Raw genomic sequence first — 17,745 nt, 5'->3', positions numbered from 1 at the left:
GCTCGACCTCCCAGGCGTGCTGCTGGTCACGGTGGGCACCGGTGCCCTGATCTACGGGCTGGTCGAGGCGGGGGACTCGGGCTGGACGGACCCCGCCACGCTGCTGGCGCTGGCCGGCGCGGTGGTGGTGTACGCCACCTTCGCGGCGGTCGAACGGGTAAGCCGCGCCCCGCTGATGGACCTGCGGATGTTCACCCGACGGCCGGTGCTCGCGGGCGCCTTCCTGATGCTGATCGCCACCGCACTGCTGATCGCCTTCTTCTTCCTCGGATCGGTCTACCTCCAGCACGTACGCGGCTTCAGTCCGCTCAGGACCGGACTGGTCTTCCTCCCGGTCGCCGTCGCCACCGGAGTCGGCGCCCACCTCGGTTCCCGGCTCGTCGGCAGGATCGGCAGCCGCACGACAGCCGTCGGGGGCATGGTGATCGCGGCCGCCGGAACCATTCCGCTGACGCAACTGCCGGGAGTCCCTTTCGTTCAGGGCCGTTCCGGCCCCGGTCTCCGCCGCGCCTCAGGCAGGCTGGCGACGAGAAGCCGAACGGCGGTGGCGTCGGAGGGGCAGTCGAATGCTCGTGGGGCTTTCACCGGGAAGCTCCCCCGAGTGGGCAGTGGAAGGCGGGGAGTTGCTGTGGGCTGTTCAGCCGTGGGTGGTGCTCGGCGCCACGGGTGTACGTGGCTCGGCTTCGGCGGGTGAGGCTGGCGCTGCGGGCAGCCGCAGCCGTTTCAGGGCAAGGGCGTTGACCGCGACGATGATGCTGGAGCCGGACATGGACACGGCGGCGATCTCGGGGCGCAGGACCAGGCCGAGGGCGGGTTCGAAGACGCCGGCGGCGATGGGCAGGGCGATGGAGTTGTAGCCGATGGCCCAGGCGAGGTTCTGGCGCATCTTGCGCAGGGTGCCGCGGCCGATGCGCAGGGCGGTGGGGACGTCGAGGGGGTCGGAGCGCATCAGGACGAGGTCGGCGGTCTCGATGGCGACGTCGGTGCCGGCGCCGATGGCGATGCCGAGGTCGGCCTGGGCCAGGGCGGGCGCGTCGTTGACGCCGTCGCCGACCATGGCGACCTTGCGGCCGCCGGCCTGCAGTTCGGCGACCTTGGCGGCCTTGTCGCCGGGGAGGACCTCGGCGATCACGGTGTCGATGCCGAGCTGTTCGGCGATGCGGTTGGCGGTGGCCTGGTTGTCGCCGGTGAGCATGACCACCTCGACGCCGAGGGCGTGCAGTTCGGCCACGGCCTGGGCGGACGTTTCGCGGGGTGCGTCGGCGATGCCGATCAGGCCGGTGGCGTGTCCGTCGACGGCGGCGATGACGACGGTGCGACCTGTCGTGGCCAACTCCTTTCGGTGCTGGGCCAGTTCGCCCAGGTCGATCTCTTCCCGCTCGGCCAGGCGGCGGTTGCCGACGACGACGCGGTGACCGTCGACCTCGGCGATCGCGCCATGTCCCGGGACGTTCTCGAAGCCTTCGGCGCGCACCCCGTCCACACCCTGCCCATCGGCGTACCGGACGATGGCCTCAGCCAGTGGGTGTTCGGACTCCCGTTCCACCGCGGCAACCAGGCGCAGTAGTTCGCCCTCGGCCATGCCGTCGGCGGTGACCACGTCGGTCACCTCGGGTTCGCCCTTGGTCAGGGTGCCGGTCTTGTCCATGACGACGACCTGGATACGGGCGGAGGCCTCCAGGCCGATGGCGTTCTTGAAAAGGACGCCGCGTTGGGCGCCCAGCCCGGTGCCGACCATGATCGCGGTGGGGGTGGCCAGGCCCAGGGCGTCGGGGCAGGTGACGACCACGACCGTGATGGCGAACAGCATGGCGGTGCCGAGTGAGCGGTCGGTGGCCAGCAGCCAGACCGCCAGGGTCGCCGCTCCGCCGAGCAGCGCGACGAAGACCAGCCAGAACGCGGCCCGGTCGGCGAGCCGCTGGCCGGGGGCCTTGGAGTTCTGGGCCTGCTGGACGAGCTTGACGATCTGCGCCAGCGCGGTGTCGGACCCGACCTTGGTGGCGCGGACGCGCAGGGTGCCGTTGGCGTTGATGGTCGCGCCGACGACCTGGGAGCCGGGGGCCTTGTGCACGGGCAGGCTCTCGCCGGTGACCATCGACTCGTCGACGTCGCTCTCGCCCTCCTCCACGACGCCGTCGACGGCGATCTTCGCGCCGGGGCGGACCAGCAGCAGGTCACCGACCACCACTTCGGCGGTGGGTATCTCGACCGGCTCGCCGTCGCGCAGCACGAGCGCCTTGGGCGGGGCGAGGTCGAGCAGGGTGCGGATGGCGTCGTTGGCGCCGCCGCGGGCGCGCATCTCGAACCAGTGGCCGAGCAGGACGAAGGAGGCGAGCACGGTGGCCGCCTCGTAGAAGACGTCGCCGCCCCCAGTGAGCGTGACGATCAGCGAGTACGTCCATCCCGAGCCGACGGCGACCGCGACCAGCACCATCATGTCCAGGGTGCGGGCGCGGAGCGCGCGTACGGCGCCGTCGAAGAAGATCGTGCACGAGTAGAAGATCACCGGCAGGCTCAGCAGCAGCGCCCACACGTCCTCGCGCAGACCGAACGGGACCGGCACGTCCAGGCCGAAGACGTCCTCGCCGATCGGCGACCAGATGACGATGGGGATGGAGAAGAGCACGGCGACGAGGAAGCGGTTGCGCATGTCGGCGACCATCTGGGCCATCGACATGCCCTCGTGCCCGCCGTGGCCCATCACCTCGTGCGGAGAGGGCATCTCCTCCGGTGCGGCGTGCGCCTCGTGCTCGGCGTGGGCGACATGTCCCGCGTGAGCAGCAGCGGGAGTCGGCGGCTCGGCGACCGCCGTATGCCCCTCATGGCCCACGTGTCCGTCCGCTGCCGCGACATGCGGAGGGTCCGGCTCGGTCATCGGATCGCAAAGGTGGGCCGGAACGGACTGTCCCGCGCAGTGGTAGCCGCACTCCTCCACCCACTGGCGCAGCTCGGCCAGCGAGGTGAGGTTCGGGTCGAAGACCACGTTCGCCGTCTCCGACACCGGATTGACCTCGACCTCCAGCACTCCTGGTCGGCGCCCCAGGACGGAGGCGGCGACGTTCTGCTGGGACGCCCAGCGAACCCCGCCCAGTTCGAGCACCGCGGTGCTGCGCTCCTTGCGGTGACCCATCGGATGATCCACGTGATGCTGCACGGGTTGTCCTCCTTCGGGTGACGGGTGTGCGTACCGAGCACCGACCGCGACCCTCGCCCTCAAACTAATGGTTTTAGTATTCCTGTGCGAGCGCGTGAGTGCGGGTAGTCCCGCTATCTGCGCCGCACGCCCGCGGGGCGGCGGCCCCGGTGCGTACGGAGCCGGTGCGGCATCCGGGGCGGGCCGGTGAGTGCGGTCAGGATCCGGGCGGCCTGGACCGTGGACGCGACGAGCACAAGGGCGCTGACCGCCACGAGGATGCCGGTGCCTGGACTGGGCTCGGCGCGCAGGCCCAGGTAGAGGGCGCCCATCGCGAGCACGGCGAGGGTGAGCAGGGCCCAGAACCAGCGCCGGGCGCGCCGCGGGTTGAAGGCGTACATCAGTGCCCCTTGGGGTTGTTGACCCACACGTTGATGGTGATGGCGGCCAGCGTGAGGAGCAGGACGACAGCGATGGCCATCGCCGTCTTCCGCTCCCGCCAGAGGCGCTTCGGGCCGCGGTCGAGGAAGGGGACCAGGAAGATCAGTCCGAAGACACCCGCGATGACGTAGGCGATCGAGGCGACACCGAACCACTCCTCCAGGGGGAAGAACCACCAGAACATCCACAGTGGCCGGGTGATCTCGATGCCCTCGACCGGGGTCGGACCGAGTACCGGCGGCAGCACCACGGCCAGGATCGACAGCACGCCCAGCAACGCGAGGCCGAACGCGGCCACCCGCTTCAGATGCGCGGTGAAGGGCTCGGGGACCTCCTCCTCCGGCTTCGGGATTGCCGGGTGCGGGGAGATCTTGTGCCGCTTGACGAGCAGCGCGTGCCAGACGAACAGCAGCACGATCAGGCCAGGGACGATGACCGCGTGCGCGACGTACAGGCGCAGCACGATGGACACCCGGTCGGTGAGTTCGGGGGTGAACCAGATGCCGACGCCGCCCAGGAGCTTGGCGACGTCGAGGTTGTGCACCAGCGCCTCGTATCCCTCCTGGTCCCACTTGATGACGGTGCCGGTGAAGATCGCGAGGAAGGTGAGCAGGAACATGGCGCTGCCGATGATCCAGTTGCCCTCGCGCGGCTTCTTGAAGGAGGCGTGGAAGAACACGCGCAGCAGGTGCAGCAGGGCGAGGACGAACATCGCCTGTGCCGCCCAGTAGTGCAGGCCGCGGGCGAAGCCGCCCAGCCAGACATCGGTGACCAGGTCGCGGACGGACTGGTTGGCGTCCTCCGCGGTCGGTGAGTAGAACTGCGCCATGTAGATCCCGGTGACCAGCAGCGTCACGAAGGACACGGCGGTCAGTCCGCCCAGGCTCCAGGTCAGGTTGTTGGCGTGCTCGGGCACCGGATAGGCAAGCGCCTTGATGCCCATGCGCTCGTCGACCGCGTCGACGGCCCGCCGGAACCGGCCAGGACGGGCGGACTGGGGTGCGGCGGTCTCCTGGCCGGCGGCGGCAGCGCGCTCGGGGCGGTGCGTGCTCATGACGCCTCCCGGTGCCCGCGGTCGCGGTGTTCCAGTTCGCGGAGGGTGTGCGGCGGGCGCAGCCGGTACGACAGCCACAGGCCGCCGCCGATCGCCGCGGCCCCCAGACCCAGCAATACGGCGCCGCCGCCGTCGGAGATGCCGCGCTCGGGCCGGAACTCGTCGAGGACGACGCTGGTGCCGGTCTCGTCACCGGTCGCGGGGCGGCCGGCCTCGGGTGCGGAGGGCAGCTTGCCGCCGAGCGAGTCCAGCAGCAGTCCCTTCACCTGACGGCTGACGGCGGCGCTGTAGCCCGGCTCCTCCACCAGCTCCTGCGCCTCGCGGACCTTGGACAGCTGGACGCCCTCCTTGTCCGGGGCCATCAGGGCGTCCTCGATGCGCTCGGCCACCTGGTCCTCGTCGGCACCGTTGGCGACCAGGGCGATGGCCTGCTCGGTGAGCACGGCCGACTCGGCGCTCTCTTCCTCGTCCGCCCAGGCCATACCGGGCACACCGACGGGGATCAGCAGGGCGGCCGCGACGACCGCCCCTGACAGGAACACACGCGGCCCTCGCCGGAGGGCTGGACGTCTACGCATGGCAGTCAGCCTCGCTCATGACGCGTTTCCGCGCCCCTTGAGGAATGACGGGTCCGCGGGCCCGCCTGCGCCCGCGGTCGGGAGCGGGAGTTGTCCGCTCGGTTCAGTGCTTGGTGAGATCGGCACCGGTGGAGTGCAGCACCCGTAGCCGGCGCTGGTACTCCTCCTCGTCGATCTCGCCGCGTGCGAACCGCTCGGCGAGCAGTTGCTGGGCGGAGGGCGGTGTCGGCGGCGCCCCAGGGGTGACGTCGTGCGGGCCGCCGGGGGCCGGTCGGCTGAGGGCGCGGAAGAGCAGGACGAAGGCCGTAATGATCAGGCCCCAGAAGACGATCATGCCGAGGGACATCCCGAACCATCCCCAGCCGCTCATGTTGCCGTCGTACCAGAACATCATGGTGATCCCTTCAAGGATCTGAGGGGCGAACTCGGATGGCAGCCACCCTCTGAAGGGCGGTTTACAGCCACCGTCCTCTCACTAAGGGATTTAGTGCATGGGCCGGGTGGCCCTATGCCCGGGGACGGTGGGCCCCTACAGGGTGGGGGTACACGGGGACGACAGTGGATCTCGTAGCGCCCACAGGGTGAAGGAGTCCGCCATGAACGTGGCCGACCTGGTCGTGATCGCCGTCTCCGTCATCGCCGTCGCCGCGATGGGCTGGTTCTTCTTCGGTCCGCGCCGGGCGCGGGCGGCAGAGCTCGCCCATGGTGTGCAGCGCGTCGAAGTGACCGTGCGCGGGGGCTACAGCCCCGACGTGATCCGGCTGCGGCAGGGGGTTCCGGCCGAGCTGGTCTTCGACCGGCAGGAATCCGGGGAGTGCACGAACCGGGTGGTCTTCCCGGAGCTGCGCGTGAGCGCCGCGTTGCCGGCCCACGCACGCACGACGGTGCGGCTGAACCCGGCGGAGGCCGGGTCGTACGCCTTCGCGTGCGGGATGAACATGATCCACGGCACGGTGCTGGTCGAACCCGGCGACGGCTCGGGTGTGAACGGCGCGGCTCCACCCGGTGACGAGGACCGGGTGGTGGGCACGCACGCCCCCTTCGCCGGCCCGAGCGAGGGACAGGCGGCCGAGGCGGAAGCGGCCGAGGCGGCCGAGCGGCGTGCGGAGATCCGGGATCTGAGCCGTCGCGTGGCCTTCGGCGCCGTACTGACCGCGCCGGTGCTGTTCGCGGTGATGGCCGAGTCCCTCTTCAACGCGGACTGGGTGCCCGGCTGGATGCTCAACAACTGGCTGCAACTGGCGCTGATCACTCCCGTGATGTTCTACACGGGATGGCCGATCCACCGCACCGGCTGGCTGACCCTGGCACACCGCTCCGCGGACATGAACTCGCTGATCACCCTGGGCACGGTGGCGGCCTATGGTTACAGCCTGCTGGTCACCCTCGCTCCGACCGCGCTGCCGGAGGACGTGCGCGAGGTGTACTTCGAGGCCGTCGGGGTGATCCTGACGCTGATCCTGCTGGGCCGGCTGCTGGAGGCAAGGGCCAAGGCCGGCACCGGCGAGGCGATCCGCGCCCTGCTGGGGCTGCAGGCCCGTACCGCCCGCGTCGTCCGCGACGGCGTCGAGACCGAGATCCCGGTGGAGGACGTGGCCGTCGGCGACGAGGTCGTCGTCCGGCCCGGCGAGAAGATCCCGGTGGACGCCGAGGTGATCTCCGGGTCCTCCGCGGTGGACGAGTCGATGGTGACCGGAGAGCCCATGCCCGTGACCAAGCGGGCCGGGGACACGGTCATCGGCGCGACCGTCAACGGCACCGGATCACTTCGGGTGCGGGCGGCCAAGGTCGGGGCCGACACCATGCTGGCCCAGATCATCCGGCTGGTGCGGCAGGCGCAGGCCTCCAAGGCGCCGATCCAGCGGCTGGCCGACGCCACCTCGGCGTACTTCGTGCCCGCCGTGATCGCTATCGCGATCGGCACCTTCGCGCTCTGGTACGTCGTGGGCCCGGCTCCGGCGCTGACCCTGGCGCTCGTGTCGGCCGTCGCCGTACTGATCATCGCCTGCCCGTGCGCACTGGGCCTTGCCACCCCGATGTCCATCATGGTCGGCACCGGCAAGGGCGCCCGCGCGGGCATCCTGATCCGCTCGGCCGAGGCCCTGGAGACCGCGCACAAGCTGGACACGGTCGTCCTGGACAAGACCGGCACGATCACCGCGGGAACGCCCGTCCTCACCGACATCCGCCCGGTCGGCGATGTGGAGCCCGACCGCCTGCTGGTCTTGGTCGCCGGGGCCGAACGCGACAGCGAGCACCCTCTGGCCGCCGCCATCGCCGCCGGGGCGCGTGAGCAGGGGCTGGAGGTGCCGACCGCGACCGGTTTCGACTCGGTGACCGGCAAGGGCGTGCAGGCCACGGTCGACGGGCACGCGGTGCTGGTCGGCGCGGCGCGGCTGCTCGCCGATGTCGGGATCGACACCGCCGAACTGGCCTCGGCCGCAGCTGAGTTGTCCGCGCAGGGCAAGACGCCGGTGATGGCGGCGGTCGACGGCCGGCCCGCCGGAGTGCTCGCGGTCGCCGACACCGTCAAGGAGGACTCGGCAGCGGCCATCACCGCCCTGCACGAGATGGGCGTACAGGTGGTCATGCTCACCGGCGACAACCGGCGCACGGCCGCCGCGATCGCCGCCGAGGTCGGCATCGAGCGCGCGCTCGCCGAGGTTCTGCCCGAGCACAAGGCCGACGCCATACGGGGGCTGCAGGCCGAGGGACGCCGGGTGGGCATGGTCGGCGACGGCATCAACGACGCCCCCGCACTGGCCGCCGCCGACGTGGGCTTCGCCATCGGCACCGGCACGGACGTCGCCATCGAGGCCGCCGACGTCACCCTCATCTCCGGCTCTCTGTCCGGCGTGGTCACCGCGATCCGGCTGTCGCGGGCGACCATGCGCAACATCCGGCAAAACCTGTTCTTCGCCCTGGTCTACAACGCCGTGGGCGTGCCCGTCGCCGCCGGGGCCCTCTACCCGTGGCTCGGCCTGCGGCTCAGCCCGATCATCGCCGCCGCCGCGATGGCCCTGTCCTCCCTGTCCGTGGTCACCAACGCCAACCGGCTGCGCCGCTGGCGCTCCGCGCCGTTGCCCAGCGCCGCCCCTGCCGCGGTCCAGCCGCGGGTGGAGGTACCCGAGGACCGTGACATCCGGCCCGGTACGACACCCGACCGCGCCGCTCAGCCCGACACGGCCATGGAGCGACCTGACCCAACCACGGAGACCGATATGAGCATCTTCAAGCGCCACGCTCGCCACAGCCACGATGCCCCGGCCGAGACCGAGACCGAAACCGCGACAGTCACCGACCCGGTCTGTGGCATGCAGATCACCCCGGACGCCGCTGCCGAACAGCGCGAAGTGGACGGCCATACCTACTACTTCTGCTCCCGGCAGTGCGTCACCGACTTCGACGCCGACCCCGCCCGCTACATCCGCGCCGGAGCGTAGCCGCGTCCCGTCGCCCGAGACCGTACGGAGTCCGCCATGACCAAGCAGGCCGAACCCCCGCCCCCGGGCGACCGGCCGACGCCGACCGCGCCACCGCCCCCGCCCGCCTGGCGGCACTGGCTATGGCCGCTGGCCGTCCTCCTGGCCGTCGGCCTGTGGGCGTGGCTGCCGGGGCTGCGCTCCGACGAGCCGGTGAAGATGGACCTGACGTACTCGAAGTTCATCGACCAGGTCGACGACGGCAAGGTCAAGTCAGTCACGATCAAGGCCAACGGTGAGACCAGCGGCACTCTCACCAACGGGCACACCTTCACCACGGCCGTCCCGGTCCAGCTGGCCGGTGACCAACTGCTGGACCGGCTGGAGGACAAGAAGGTGGCGGTGACGGCCAAGCCGCCGTCCACCTCCCCCTCCGCCGGCTCCCAGATCGTGTCCTGGATCCTGATCCTGGGCCCGTTCCTGCTCATCATCTGGTTCTGGCGCCGGATGTCGAAGGGCGCGGCCGGACACATGCAGGGCATGCTGGGCGGGGTCGGCAAGTCCAAGGTCAAGGTCTTCGACGCGGAACGGCCCGAGACCACGTTCGTGGACGTCGCGGGCTACCAGGGTGCCAAGTCCGAGATCGCCGAAGTGGTCGACTTCCTACGTAGGCCCGAACGCTACCGCCGCGCCGGGGCGATGGCGCCGCGCGGTGTGCTGATGGTCGGCCCGCCCGGCACCGGCAAGACCCTGCTGGCCCGCGCCGTCGCGGGCGAGGCGGAGGTGCCGTTCCTGTCGGTGGCCGGGTCGAGTTTCGTCGAGATGTACGTCGGTGTCGGTGCCGCACGCGTACGGGACCTGTTCACCGAGGCCCGCAAGCGGGCGCCCGCCATCGTCTTCGTCGACGAGATCGACGCGCTCGGCGGCCGCCGCGCCGCGGCCGGGCAGATCGTCTCCAACGACGAGCGGGAGCAGACCCTCAACCAACTCCTGTCCGAGATGGACGGCTTCGAGGCCACCGAAGGCATCGTCGTGCTCGCCGCCACCAACCGACCCGAGGTCCTCGACCCGGCGCTGCTTCGCCCCGGACGCTTCGACCGGCAGGTCACCATCCCGCTGCCCACCCTGGCCGAACGTGCCGCCATCCTGGCCGTGCACTGCCAGGACAAACAGCTGGGCAAGGACGTCGACCTGGAGAAGGTGGCGCGCGGCACGCCCGGCTTCTCCGGCGCGGACCTGGCCAACCTGGCCAACGAGGCCGCCATCGTCGCCGTACGCGACGGCCGAGAGGTCCTTCTCGCGGACGACTTCGACGCGGCCCGCGACCGCATCCTGCTCGGCCGCCGAGAGGGCTCCAACGTGCTGCTGCCCGCCGAGAAGGAAGCTGTCGCCGTCCACGAGGCCGGTCACGCCCTGGTCGCCGCGCTGTCCCCGCACGCCGACCCGGTGGCCAAGGTGACCATCCTGCCCGCTGGGCAGGCCCTCGGCGTCACCGAGCAACTTCCGCTGGTGGAACGCCACTTGTACGGCGAGGACTACCTGAACCAGACCCTGTCGGTGCGGCTCGGCGGTCGTGCGGCCGAACTTGTCGTCTTCGGCCAGGGCTCCACCGGAGCCGCCAACGACCTGGCGGGAGCCACCGAGTTGGCCACCAAGATGGTCCGCGAGTTCGGCCTGTCGCCCGCGCTCGGCCCGGTGGGCTATCCGCAGGGCGGCTCGGTATTCCTGGGCAGCGGCGGGACCGCCATGTCCAGCCGCCCCTTCGCCGAGGCCACGCAGGCCGCCATCGACGCGGAGATCGCCCGGCTGCTGCGCGAGGCCGAACAGCGGGCCACCGGCCTGCTCACCGAACACCGTGGGCAACTGGATGAGCTGGCCGGCCTGCTCCTCACGCAGGAGACCGTGGACGGCACGGTGGTCTACGACCTGCTGGGCACCGAGCCGCCGAGTGCGCACCCGACGGGGGAGACGATCGCGCCGCGCCGCGTCTCCGTCGCCAAGGAGCCCGCCGCGCATCGCACCCGTCACGCACACGCGACGCCCGCTGCCGGCCGGGACCGGTCCGACACGCCTCCGAAGGCCGCGTCATGACCCGCGCCGACACCCACCGGGAGCCCCCGAATGCGGCGCACCGCTGGTGGATGCTGACGTCCGTCTGCCTGGCTTGGTTCCTGGTCCTGGCCGACGACACCGCCGTCGCTATCGCCATGCCCCCGATCGGGCGGGACCTCGGCCTCGACCTGACCGGCCTGGAGTGGGTGGTCAACCTCTACACCCTCGCCTTCGCGGTCCTGACCCTGTGGGGCGGGATGCTCGCCGACCGGTACGGGGCCAGGCCGGTCTTCCTCACCGGGCTGATGGCGTTCACCGTCTTCTCGCTGGCCGCCGGACTGTCCCCCGACGGCCCGGCGCTGATCGGGCTGCGCGCCGCCCAGGGCGCCGGAGCGGCGCTGATGGGTCCTGCCGCCCTGTCCTTGCTGCTCGCCGCGTTCACCGGTCCGTCGCGGGCCCTCGCCCTGGGCGTGTGGTCCGGGGCCGGTGCCACGGCGCTGGCCGGAGGCCCGCTGCTCGGCGCGGCGCTCACCGCGGGCTTCGGCTGGCGGTCGATCTTCCTGCTCAACGTCGTCCTCGGACCCGTACTGTGGGCGATCGCGCGCCGTACGCTGCCTGCCCCGCAACCCCGCGCCCGCACCGGGCCGTTGGACCTCGCCGGTGGTGTCGCCTCCGCGGTCGGCCTGTCCGCCCTGATCTTCGCGCTGACCCGGGCGACCGTCTACGGCTGGACCTCGCCGAGGCTGTGGGCGCTGCTGGCCGGCGCCGTGGCGGCCCTTGCTCTCTTCGTCGTGATCGAACGCCGGGCGGCCGCACCGTTGCTGGACCTGTCGCTGCTGCGCAGGCCGAACTTCCTGGTCGGCAACGTGCTGGGGCTGGTCAGCCTCGCCGTCATGTGCAGCGTGTTCTTCTTCCTGGCGCTGTACCTCCAACTGGCCACCGGCGCCACACCGATCCGGGCGGGCCTGGCCCTGCTGCCGCTGACCCTGCTCGGCGCGGTGGTCGCACCGGCCACCGGATGGCTCGTCCCTCGTGTCGGCACCCGTGTCCTGATCGGCGCCGGGCTGCTGCTGACCGCCACCGGGCTGATCCTGCTGGCCGGCATCGACCCAGGCTGGGGGAGCTGGCAGCTGCTTCCGGGGTTGCTGGTCACCGGCCTGGGCATCGGGCTGTCGACCACCCCGATCACCACCGCCACGCTCGGCCACGTCCCCGACCACCACACCGGCATCGCGAGCGCCGCCCTGAACGCCTCCCGCACCATCGGTCTGTCGCTCGGCATCGCCGTCATGGGCACGATCGTCGCCGCCCAGTGGCCCGACGACCTCACCAAGACCAGCCCCGCCGGCACCGATCTCACCACCGGCATCGCCGACGGTATGTGGATCAACGCCGCGCTCGCGCTGGCCGCCGCGGCTCTCGCGGCCGCCGCCGTCCGCGCCGGGTCACGGCCACGGGCCGCAGTGCCGGAGGGCGCCCCCGCGCGCTCAGTGGACGGGCGGGTTCCGGCGAACCCGGGAACACCCCGGCAGTACCCCCGAGAAACTCCCACTCACCGGCGAGGAGAAAGGTGACCGACCATGCTGCAGAACGTGGATGTCGGCCGACGGCGTCTGGACGCCTACCGCCGGTGCGCGGGGGACGCGGTCGTGGACGAGCTGCACCGCCTCGCCGCGCCGCTGGACGGCGTACGCGTCCTGCACGTCAACGCGACCTCCTACGGCGGCGGGGTGGCGGAGATCCTGCGCTCCGAGGTGCCGTTGCTGCGTGACCTGGGCGTGGTCGCCGACTGGAAGACCATCACCGCCGAGCAGGGCTTCTTCGAGGTGACCAAGGCCCTCCACAACGGCCTGCAGGGCGATCCGCGGGGCCTGACCGACGAGCAGTGGCAGGTGTACGACGCCGCCTCGGAGCAGGTCGCCGCCCAGCTGGAGGAGTCGTACGACATCGTCATCGTGCACGACCCGCAGCCGCTGGCCCTGCCGCACCGGCACGGCCGGGGCGGGGCGAAGTGGGTGTGGCGCTGCCACATCGACAGCTCCCAGCCCAACCCGCACGTCTGGGATCGCCTGCGCCCGCTGCTCTCCGTCTACGACGCCGCCGTCTTCACCCTGGGAGCGTTCGTCCCGCCCGGCATCCCGGTGAACCGGGTGGAGATCATTCCACCGGCCATCGATCCGCTCAGCCCGAAGAACATGCCCATCGATGAGGCATTCGCCGCCGGCGTGCTGGACTGGATCGGCGTGGACACCGCACGCCCGCTGCTGGTGCAGGTCTCCCGCTTCGACCCCTGGAAGGACCCGCTCGGCGTCATCGACGCCTACCGGACGGTCAAACGCCAGGTGCCGGGCGCGCAGCTGGCACTGGTCGGGTCGATGGCGCTGGACGACCCGGAGGGCTGGCGGGTCTACCGGCAGATCACGTCCGCCGCGGCCGATGATCCGGACATCTCGCTGTTCACCAACCTCACCGGGGTGGGTAACATCGAGGTCAACGCCTTCCAGAGGCACGCGGACGTGGTCATCCAGAAGTCGCTGCGGGAGGGCTTCGGCCTGGTGGTCTCCGAGGCGACCTGGAAGGGCACTCCGGTGGTCGCGGGCCGGGCCGGAGGCATCCCGCTGCAACTGCCGGACGGGGTCGGCGGACTCCTGGTGGACACGCCTGACGAGTGCGCCGATGCCGTCCTCGGCCTGCTCGCCGACCCGGGGAAAGCCCGCCGCTTCGCCGCCGCGGGGCGGGAGCTGGTGCGCGAGCGTTTCCTGCTGCCCCGCCTGATCGGCGACGAACTTCGGCTGATCACCAGCCTGCTCGGCCACACCCTGGCCGCCCCCAGGGCGCTGGCGGCCGCAGGCACGGCGGGTGAGGCGAGGGACCCGGTCTGCGGGATGCGGGTGGACGGTGCTGGGGTCCACCGCACGGAATACCGGGGACAGGAGTTCCGGTTCTGCTCCGCCTCCTGCGCCCGCCAGTTCGCCGCCGATCCCGACCTGTTCTGGCGCGCCGTGGCACGAGCCGCCCGCGGCGCGTCCGCCACCGCGTGAGCCGTGAAGGAGCGGCCGTCATGTCCGAGTTGCGCCGGGACCCGTTCACCCGCGACTGGGTGGCCATCGCGCCCGGACGCCGCGAGCGCCCTCAGCGGATGCCCACGCCGGCCGGATCGCCGGTACGCCGGCTTCCTGCCGCTGATCCGGCCTGCCCCTTCTGCCCCGGCCGTGAGGAGGCCACCCCGCCCGAGCTGTGGCGCCTGCCCGCCGCCGTCGACACCGCGCCCGGCGCCTGGCGGCTGCGGGTGGTGCCCAACCGCTACCCCGTGGTGGCCCCCGCCGCCCGGCCCGCCCGCCACCACACCACCGGACTGCACACCGAAGCGGAGGGCATCGGCAGCCACGAGGTCGTCATCGAATCACCCGACCACGACTGGGACCTGCCCGACGGCGACGACACCGCCGTCGCCGACATCCTGCGCGCCTACCGCACCCGCTGCCTCGCTCTGCGCGACCGCCGCCCCGGCCTCGTCCTGCCCTTCCGCAACCACGGAGCCGCGGCTGGCACCTCGCTGCCCCACCCGCACTCGCAGATCGTCGCCACCCCAATCGTGCCCGCCCGCTTCCGTCAGCTGTTCGATGTCGCCCGCGCCTACTACGACGACCACGGCAACTGCCTGTACGTCGACCACACTGCCGCCGAACTCGCCGATGGCGAGCGCGTCATCACCGCCACCGACCACACCGCCGCGCTGGCCCCGTACGCCGCCCGTACCCCGTACGAGACCTGGATCGTGCCCCGCCGCCACCAGGCATCCTTCGCCGACGCCTGTGACGAGGACCTGGAGCAGACCGCCGTACTCCTGCGCCGGGTCCTCACGGGGCTGCGCGATCTGCTCGGCGACGTCCCCTACAACTACGCTTTGATCAGTGCCCCCAACGGCGAGGAGATGACCGCCTACTTCGCCTGGCACCTCCAGATCGCCCCCCGTCTGACCGAGCCCGCCGGCTTCGAACTCGGCACCGGCATCGCGGTCAATCCCGTCCCTCCCGAACAGGCCGCCGCGGAGCTGCGTCAGGTCCTGGCGGCCCGCCCGGCTCGCATCGGCAGCAGCAGACCATGACAACGACCGGCAGCGAAGCGAGCGACCTTCCCGTGTCCTCGGACGATCTTCGCCACGGACCGGCCCCGCCGACCGCCACCGCGAAGACGGCCCGGCGGCCCCGGTGGCAGGTGTGGGCATGGTGGGCCGGTGCGATCGCCGTCGTCGCGGTCGCAGCCGTGGCGGCCGTCACGCATCGCCATGAACTGGCCGCCACCTCCCGTCTTCTCGCGCACGTCAGCATCCCGAAACTGACGGTGGCCCTCGTCCTCGAAGCGGCCTCCTTCGTCTGGCTCGCCGCTCTCCAGCGGTGGTTGCTGCGCGGCGCGCGGGCACGGCCGGGCCTGGCCACGATGACGGGGCTCGCGTTCGGAGCCAACGCGATGGCTGGCGCGCTTCCGGGCGGTAGCGCCCTGGCCGTCGCGTGGGTGATCCGCCAGCTGCGCCGCCGGGGCATCGACCTGGCGCTCGCCGCCGCCATGCTGGTCGTCGCCGGGGCCCTGTCCGTACTGGCCCTCGCGCTGCTGCTGGCGCTGGGTGCCCTGCTGGCCGACCCGGGTGGACCGGGTGCGGGACTGCGGACCGTGGTGCTCACGTCTGCGGCGGTGCTTGCGGCCGTGATCGTGGCGGCCGTCTGCCTCACCCGGTCATCACGTTTGCGCCGCGCGATACGGCGCGTGGGGCGGTACGTCGGCGCGCGATGGCGTGCTGGTGAACGGCTGGGACGACTCCTCGCCGACGTCCTGCACCAGGCCGAGACCATCCAGCCCGGCGTCTGGGGCTGGCGCCGCCCCTTCGGAATGGCGCTGGGCAACTGGGTGTGCGACGCCGCCGCGCTGACGGCCGCCCTGTGGGCACTCGGCATCGACGTGCCGTGGCGAAGCCTCCTCATCGCCTACGGGCTGACCCAGATCTCCATCAGCCTGCGCCTGACCCCCGGCAGCCTGGGCATCGCCGAGGCCAGCCTGAGCACCCTGCTCGTCGTCCAAGGCATTCCTGCCGACCAGGCGATCGCCGCCGCGCTGCTGTACCGCGTCGTCAGCTTCTGGGCCGCTCAGCCGGTCGGCTGGGGCTGCTGGCTCCGCCTCACACTCCACACCAACCGTGCTGGGGAGACGGGGTCGGAATGAGCGGAATCGGGACGAGGGCCTTTCGGCCCAGTGCTAATGCCCTTAGTACCCATGCGGGGTTGCCCTAGGCGAGGGAACGTGGAGGTCAAGGGAATTCTGGCCACAAAGAACCTTGGGAGCCGGAGATGAAACCGAAACTGCTCACCGGCATCGCGGTCGCGGCCGTCGCCGCCGTCGTACTGCTCTGGCTCGGTGTCCCCCCGTACGTACTGCTCCTCATTGCCCTCGTGGCGGCCTGCCCGCTCAGCATGGCCTTCATGCACGGAGGTCATGGCGGTCATGGCAAGGCGCCGTACAAGCGCGGGGACGAGACGAGCCATCCGGACCACCAGCCTGACGGCCCAGGGCGGACCGGATTGACGAAGAAGGGCCCGCACCAGCACTGAGCGGCACGCGCACCAGAGGTACTCACCTCGGACCACGAAGAAGGGACGGGCCGACCATGAGCAGCATCGCTCGTCGTATCGCGGATCTGTTCCGGATCAAGGCGAACAAGGCGCTGGACCGCGCCGAGGATCCGCGTGAGGTGCTGGACTACTCCTACGGGCAGCAGCAGGAGTTGCTGCTGCGGGTGCGTCGCGGCGTCGCGGACGTCGCTACCAGCCGCAAGCGCCTCGAACTGCAGATGGCCACCTTGGAGCAGGCCGGCGGCAAGCTCCAGGGGCAGGCCCAACAGGCTCTCGCCGTCGGGCGGGAAGACCTCGCCCGCGAAGCCCTGGGACGTCGGACGACGGTGACCGCGCAGCTCGCCGACCTGCAAGGCCAGCATGTCGCGCTGCAGGCCCAGGAGGAGAAACTCACCCTGGCCTCGCAACGCCTCGAGGCGAAGGTGGATGCCTTCCGGACCCGCAAGGAGACCATCAAGGCCACCTACACCGCCGCCGAGGCGCAGACCCGGATCACCGAGGCGGTCACCGGCATCGGTGAGGAGATGGGTGATGTCGGGATGGCCATCCAGCGGGCCGAGGACAAGACCGAGCAGTTGCAGGCCCGTGCCGGAGCGCTGGACGAGCTGATCGCCTCCGGCGCCCTGGAGGACGCCACTCTCCCGGCCGGCCGTGACGACATCCAGGCCGAGCTGGACAGGGCGTCCGCGGGCGGTGACATCGAGCTGGAGCTGGCCCGGATGAAGGGCGAGCTCACCGCCGCCTCCGAACCGACGCCCGCACTGGAGAGCCGCGATGACGCGGACGCGGACCGGGGGCCTGGCAAGGAGGCACCGTCGTGATCATGCGGATTCTCGGCGAGGGCCAGTACGAGATCGCCGACACCCACCTGGACAAGCTCAACGAGTTGGACGCCGTGCTGCAGTCGGTCGCCGCCGACGGCGACGAGTCGGCGTTCGCCATCTGGCTGCGGGAGCTGCTGGACGCCGTACGCGCCCTGGGCACCCCGCTCCCGGCCGACACGCTCGCGCCCTCCGACCTGATCCTCCCCGACGAGGACACCAGCCTGCACGAGGTGCGGGCGCTGCTGGCCGACGAGGGCCTGATCCCGGGCTGATGAGGGGTGATGACCGTGCGCAGCCGCTTCGCTCCCGACCGGGGGCTGACCGCCCGTATGGGCCTGACGATGTTCCTGCTCGGCCTGCTGTACGTGGCGTTCGTCGCCGTGCTGATCGCGCTGCTGAGGTCGTGGGTGCTGGTGGTGGTCATCGCCGCCGGTCTGCTGGCGGCGCAGTTCTGGTTCTCCGACCGGATCGCCCTGTTCGCGATGCGCGGCCGCATCGTCACTCCCGAGGAGCAGCCCCAGCTGCACGGCGTCATCGACCGGCTGTGCGCCACCGCGGACATGCCCAAACCGCGCGTGGCCGTCTCCCGGATGGACCTGCCCAACGCGTTCGCCACC

General features: G+C 71.4%; 16 protein-coding genes. 11 read left to right on the top strand and 5 right to left on the bottom strand.

What is annotated here, in order from left to right:
• The first annotated feature begins 16 nt into the window (after positions 1–16).
• The gene (locus OO68_RS48660) at positions 17–694 is read left to right on the top strand and encodes an MFS transporter (RefSeq protein ID WP_403551915.1); all 678 of its coding nucleotides are present in this window, start codon (positions 17–19) and stop codon (positions 692–694) included.
• On the opposite strand, the gene OO68_RS02770 is transcribed toward OO68_RS48660, so the two are convergent.
• From OO68_RS02770 to OO68_RS02750, 5 genes are all read right to left on the bottom strand, one after another.
• A complete protein-coding gene (locus tag OO68_RS02770) occupies positions 638–3,154 on the bottom strand; it encodes a heavy metal translocating P-type ATPase (RefSeq protein ID WP_237481057.1) in 2,517 nt (838 codons plus the stop codon). The genes OO68_RS48660 and OO68_RS02770 overlap by 57 nt on opposite strands.
• A 113-nt stretch (positions 3,155–3,267) precedes the next feature.
• Entirely contained in the window at positions 3,268–3,534 is a 267-nt protein-coding gene (locus OO68_RS02765; protein WP_033306491.1) for a hypothetical protein, read from the bottom strand.
• Positions 3,534–4,628 carry a cytochrome b N-terminal domain-containing protein gene (locus tag OO68_RS02760; RefSeq protein WP_078625150.1) on the bottom strand — a complete coding sequence of 365 codons (1,095 nt, stop codon included), beginning with the start codon at positions 4,626–4,628 and terminating at the stop codon, positions 3,534–3,536. Before OO68_RS02760 ends, OO68_RS02765 begins: the two co-directional genes overlap by 1 nt.
• A complete protein-coding gene (locus tag OO68_RS02755) occupies positions 4,625–5,170 on the bottom strand; it encodes a hypothetical protein (protein ID WP_033306490.1) in 546 nt (181 codons plus the stop codon). Before OO68_RS02755 ends, OO68_RS02760 begins: the two co-directional genes overlap by 4 nt.
• 139 nt (positions 5,171–5,309) lie before the next feature.
• On the bottom strand, positions 5,310–5,600 hold the full coding sequence (locus OO68_RS02750) for an SHOCT domain-containing protein (RefSeq protein WP_193459450.1): 291 nt from the start codon (positions 5,598–5,600) through the stop codon (positions 5,310–5,312).
• A 202-nt stretch (positions 5,601–5,802) separates the two neighbouring features.
• Here OO68_RS02750 and OO68_RS02745 point away from each other — a divergent pair, with 202 nt between their 5' ends.
• From OO68_RS02745 to OO68_RS02700, 10 genes are all read left to right on the top strand, one after another.
• Entirely contained in the window at positions 5,803–8,649 is a 2,847-nt protein-coding gene (locus OO68_RS02745) for a heavy metal translocating P-type ATPase (RefSeq protein WP_033306488.1), read from the top strand.
• Between the two features lie 36 nt (positions 8,650–8,685).
• Positions 8,686–10,719 carry an ATP-dependent zinc metalloprotease FtsH gene (ftsH, locus tag OO68_RS02740; RefSeq protein ID WP_063739286.1) on the top strand — a complete coding sequence of 678 codons (2,034 nt, stop codon included), beginning with the start codon at positions 8,686–8,688 and terminating at the stop codon, positions 10,717–10,719.
• On the top strand, positions 10,716–12,254 hold the full coding sequence (locus tag OO68_RS02735) for an MFS transporter (RefSeq protein WP_063739285.1): 1,539 nt from the start codon (positions 10,716–10,718) through the stop codon (positions 12,252–12,254). The genes ftsH and OO68_RS02735 overlap by 4 nt, the downstream gene beginning before the upstream one ends.
• A gap of 6 nt (positions 12,255–12,260) precedes the next feature.
• Positions 12,261–13,721 (top strand): glycosyltransferase, encoded by a 1,461-nt coding sequence (locus OO68_RS02730; RefSeq protein ID WP_051814324.1) that lies wholly within the window; start codon positions 12,261–12,263, stop codon positions 13,719–13,721.
• A gap of 20 nt (positions 13,722–13,741) precedes the next feature.
• Complete coding sequence (galT, locus tag OO68_RS02725) at positions 13,742–14,788, top strand: galactose-1-phosphate uridylyltransferase (protein WP_051814321.1); 1,047 nt, start codon at positions 13,742–13,744, stop codon at positions 14,786–14,788.
• The gene (locus tag OO68_RS02720) at positions 14,785–15,897 is read left to right on the top strand and encodes a lysylphosphatidylglycerol synthase transmembrane domain-containing protein (protein WP_078625149.1); all 1,113 of its coding nucleotides are present in this window, start codon (positions 14,785–14,787) and stop codon (positions 15,895–15,897) included. Before galT ends, OO68_RS02720 begins: the two co-directional genes overlap by 4 nt.
• A 125-nt stretch (positions 15,898–16,022) precedes the next feature.
• Positions 16,023–16,283, top strand: coding sequence for a DUF2933 domain-containing protein (locus OO68_RS02715; protein WP_033306487.1), 261 nt, complete (start codon positions 16,023–16,025; stop codon positions 16,281–16,283).
• A 56-nt stretch (positions 16,284–16,339) separates the two neighbouring features.
• On the top strand, positions 16,340–17,125 hold the full coding sequence (locus OO68_RS02710; RefSeq protein ID WP_033306486.1) for a PspA/IM30 family protein: 786 nt from the start codon (positions 16,340–16,342) through the stop codon (positions 17,123–17,125).
• Between the two features lie 2 nt (positions 17,126–17,127).
• Positions 17,128–17,400 carry a PspA-associated protein PspAA gene (gene pspAA, locus OO68_RS02705; RefSeq protein ID WP_272935033.1) on the top strand — a complete coding sequence of 91 codons (273 nt, stop codon included), beginning with the start codon at positions 17,128–17,130 and terminating at the stop codon, positions 17,398–17,400.
• Between the two features lie 15 nt (positions 17,401–17,415).
• Positions 17,416–17,745 (top strand): heat-shock protein HtpX (locus OO68_RS02700; RefSeq protein ID WP_033306842.1); only part of this gene is annotated, 330 nt, incomplete at its 3' end.

This window comes from Streptomyces iakyrus, assembly GCF_000717055.1.
GTDB lineage: Bacteria > Actinomycetota > Actinomycetes > Streptomycetales > Streptomycetaceae > Streptomyces > Streptomyces iakyrus.
The sequence above is the reverse complement of the archived record's forward strand: the minus strand, read 5'-3'. Positions and strand labels throughout refer to the sequence as shown.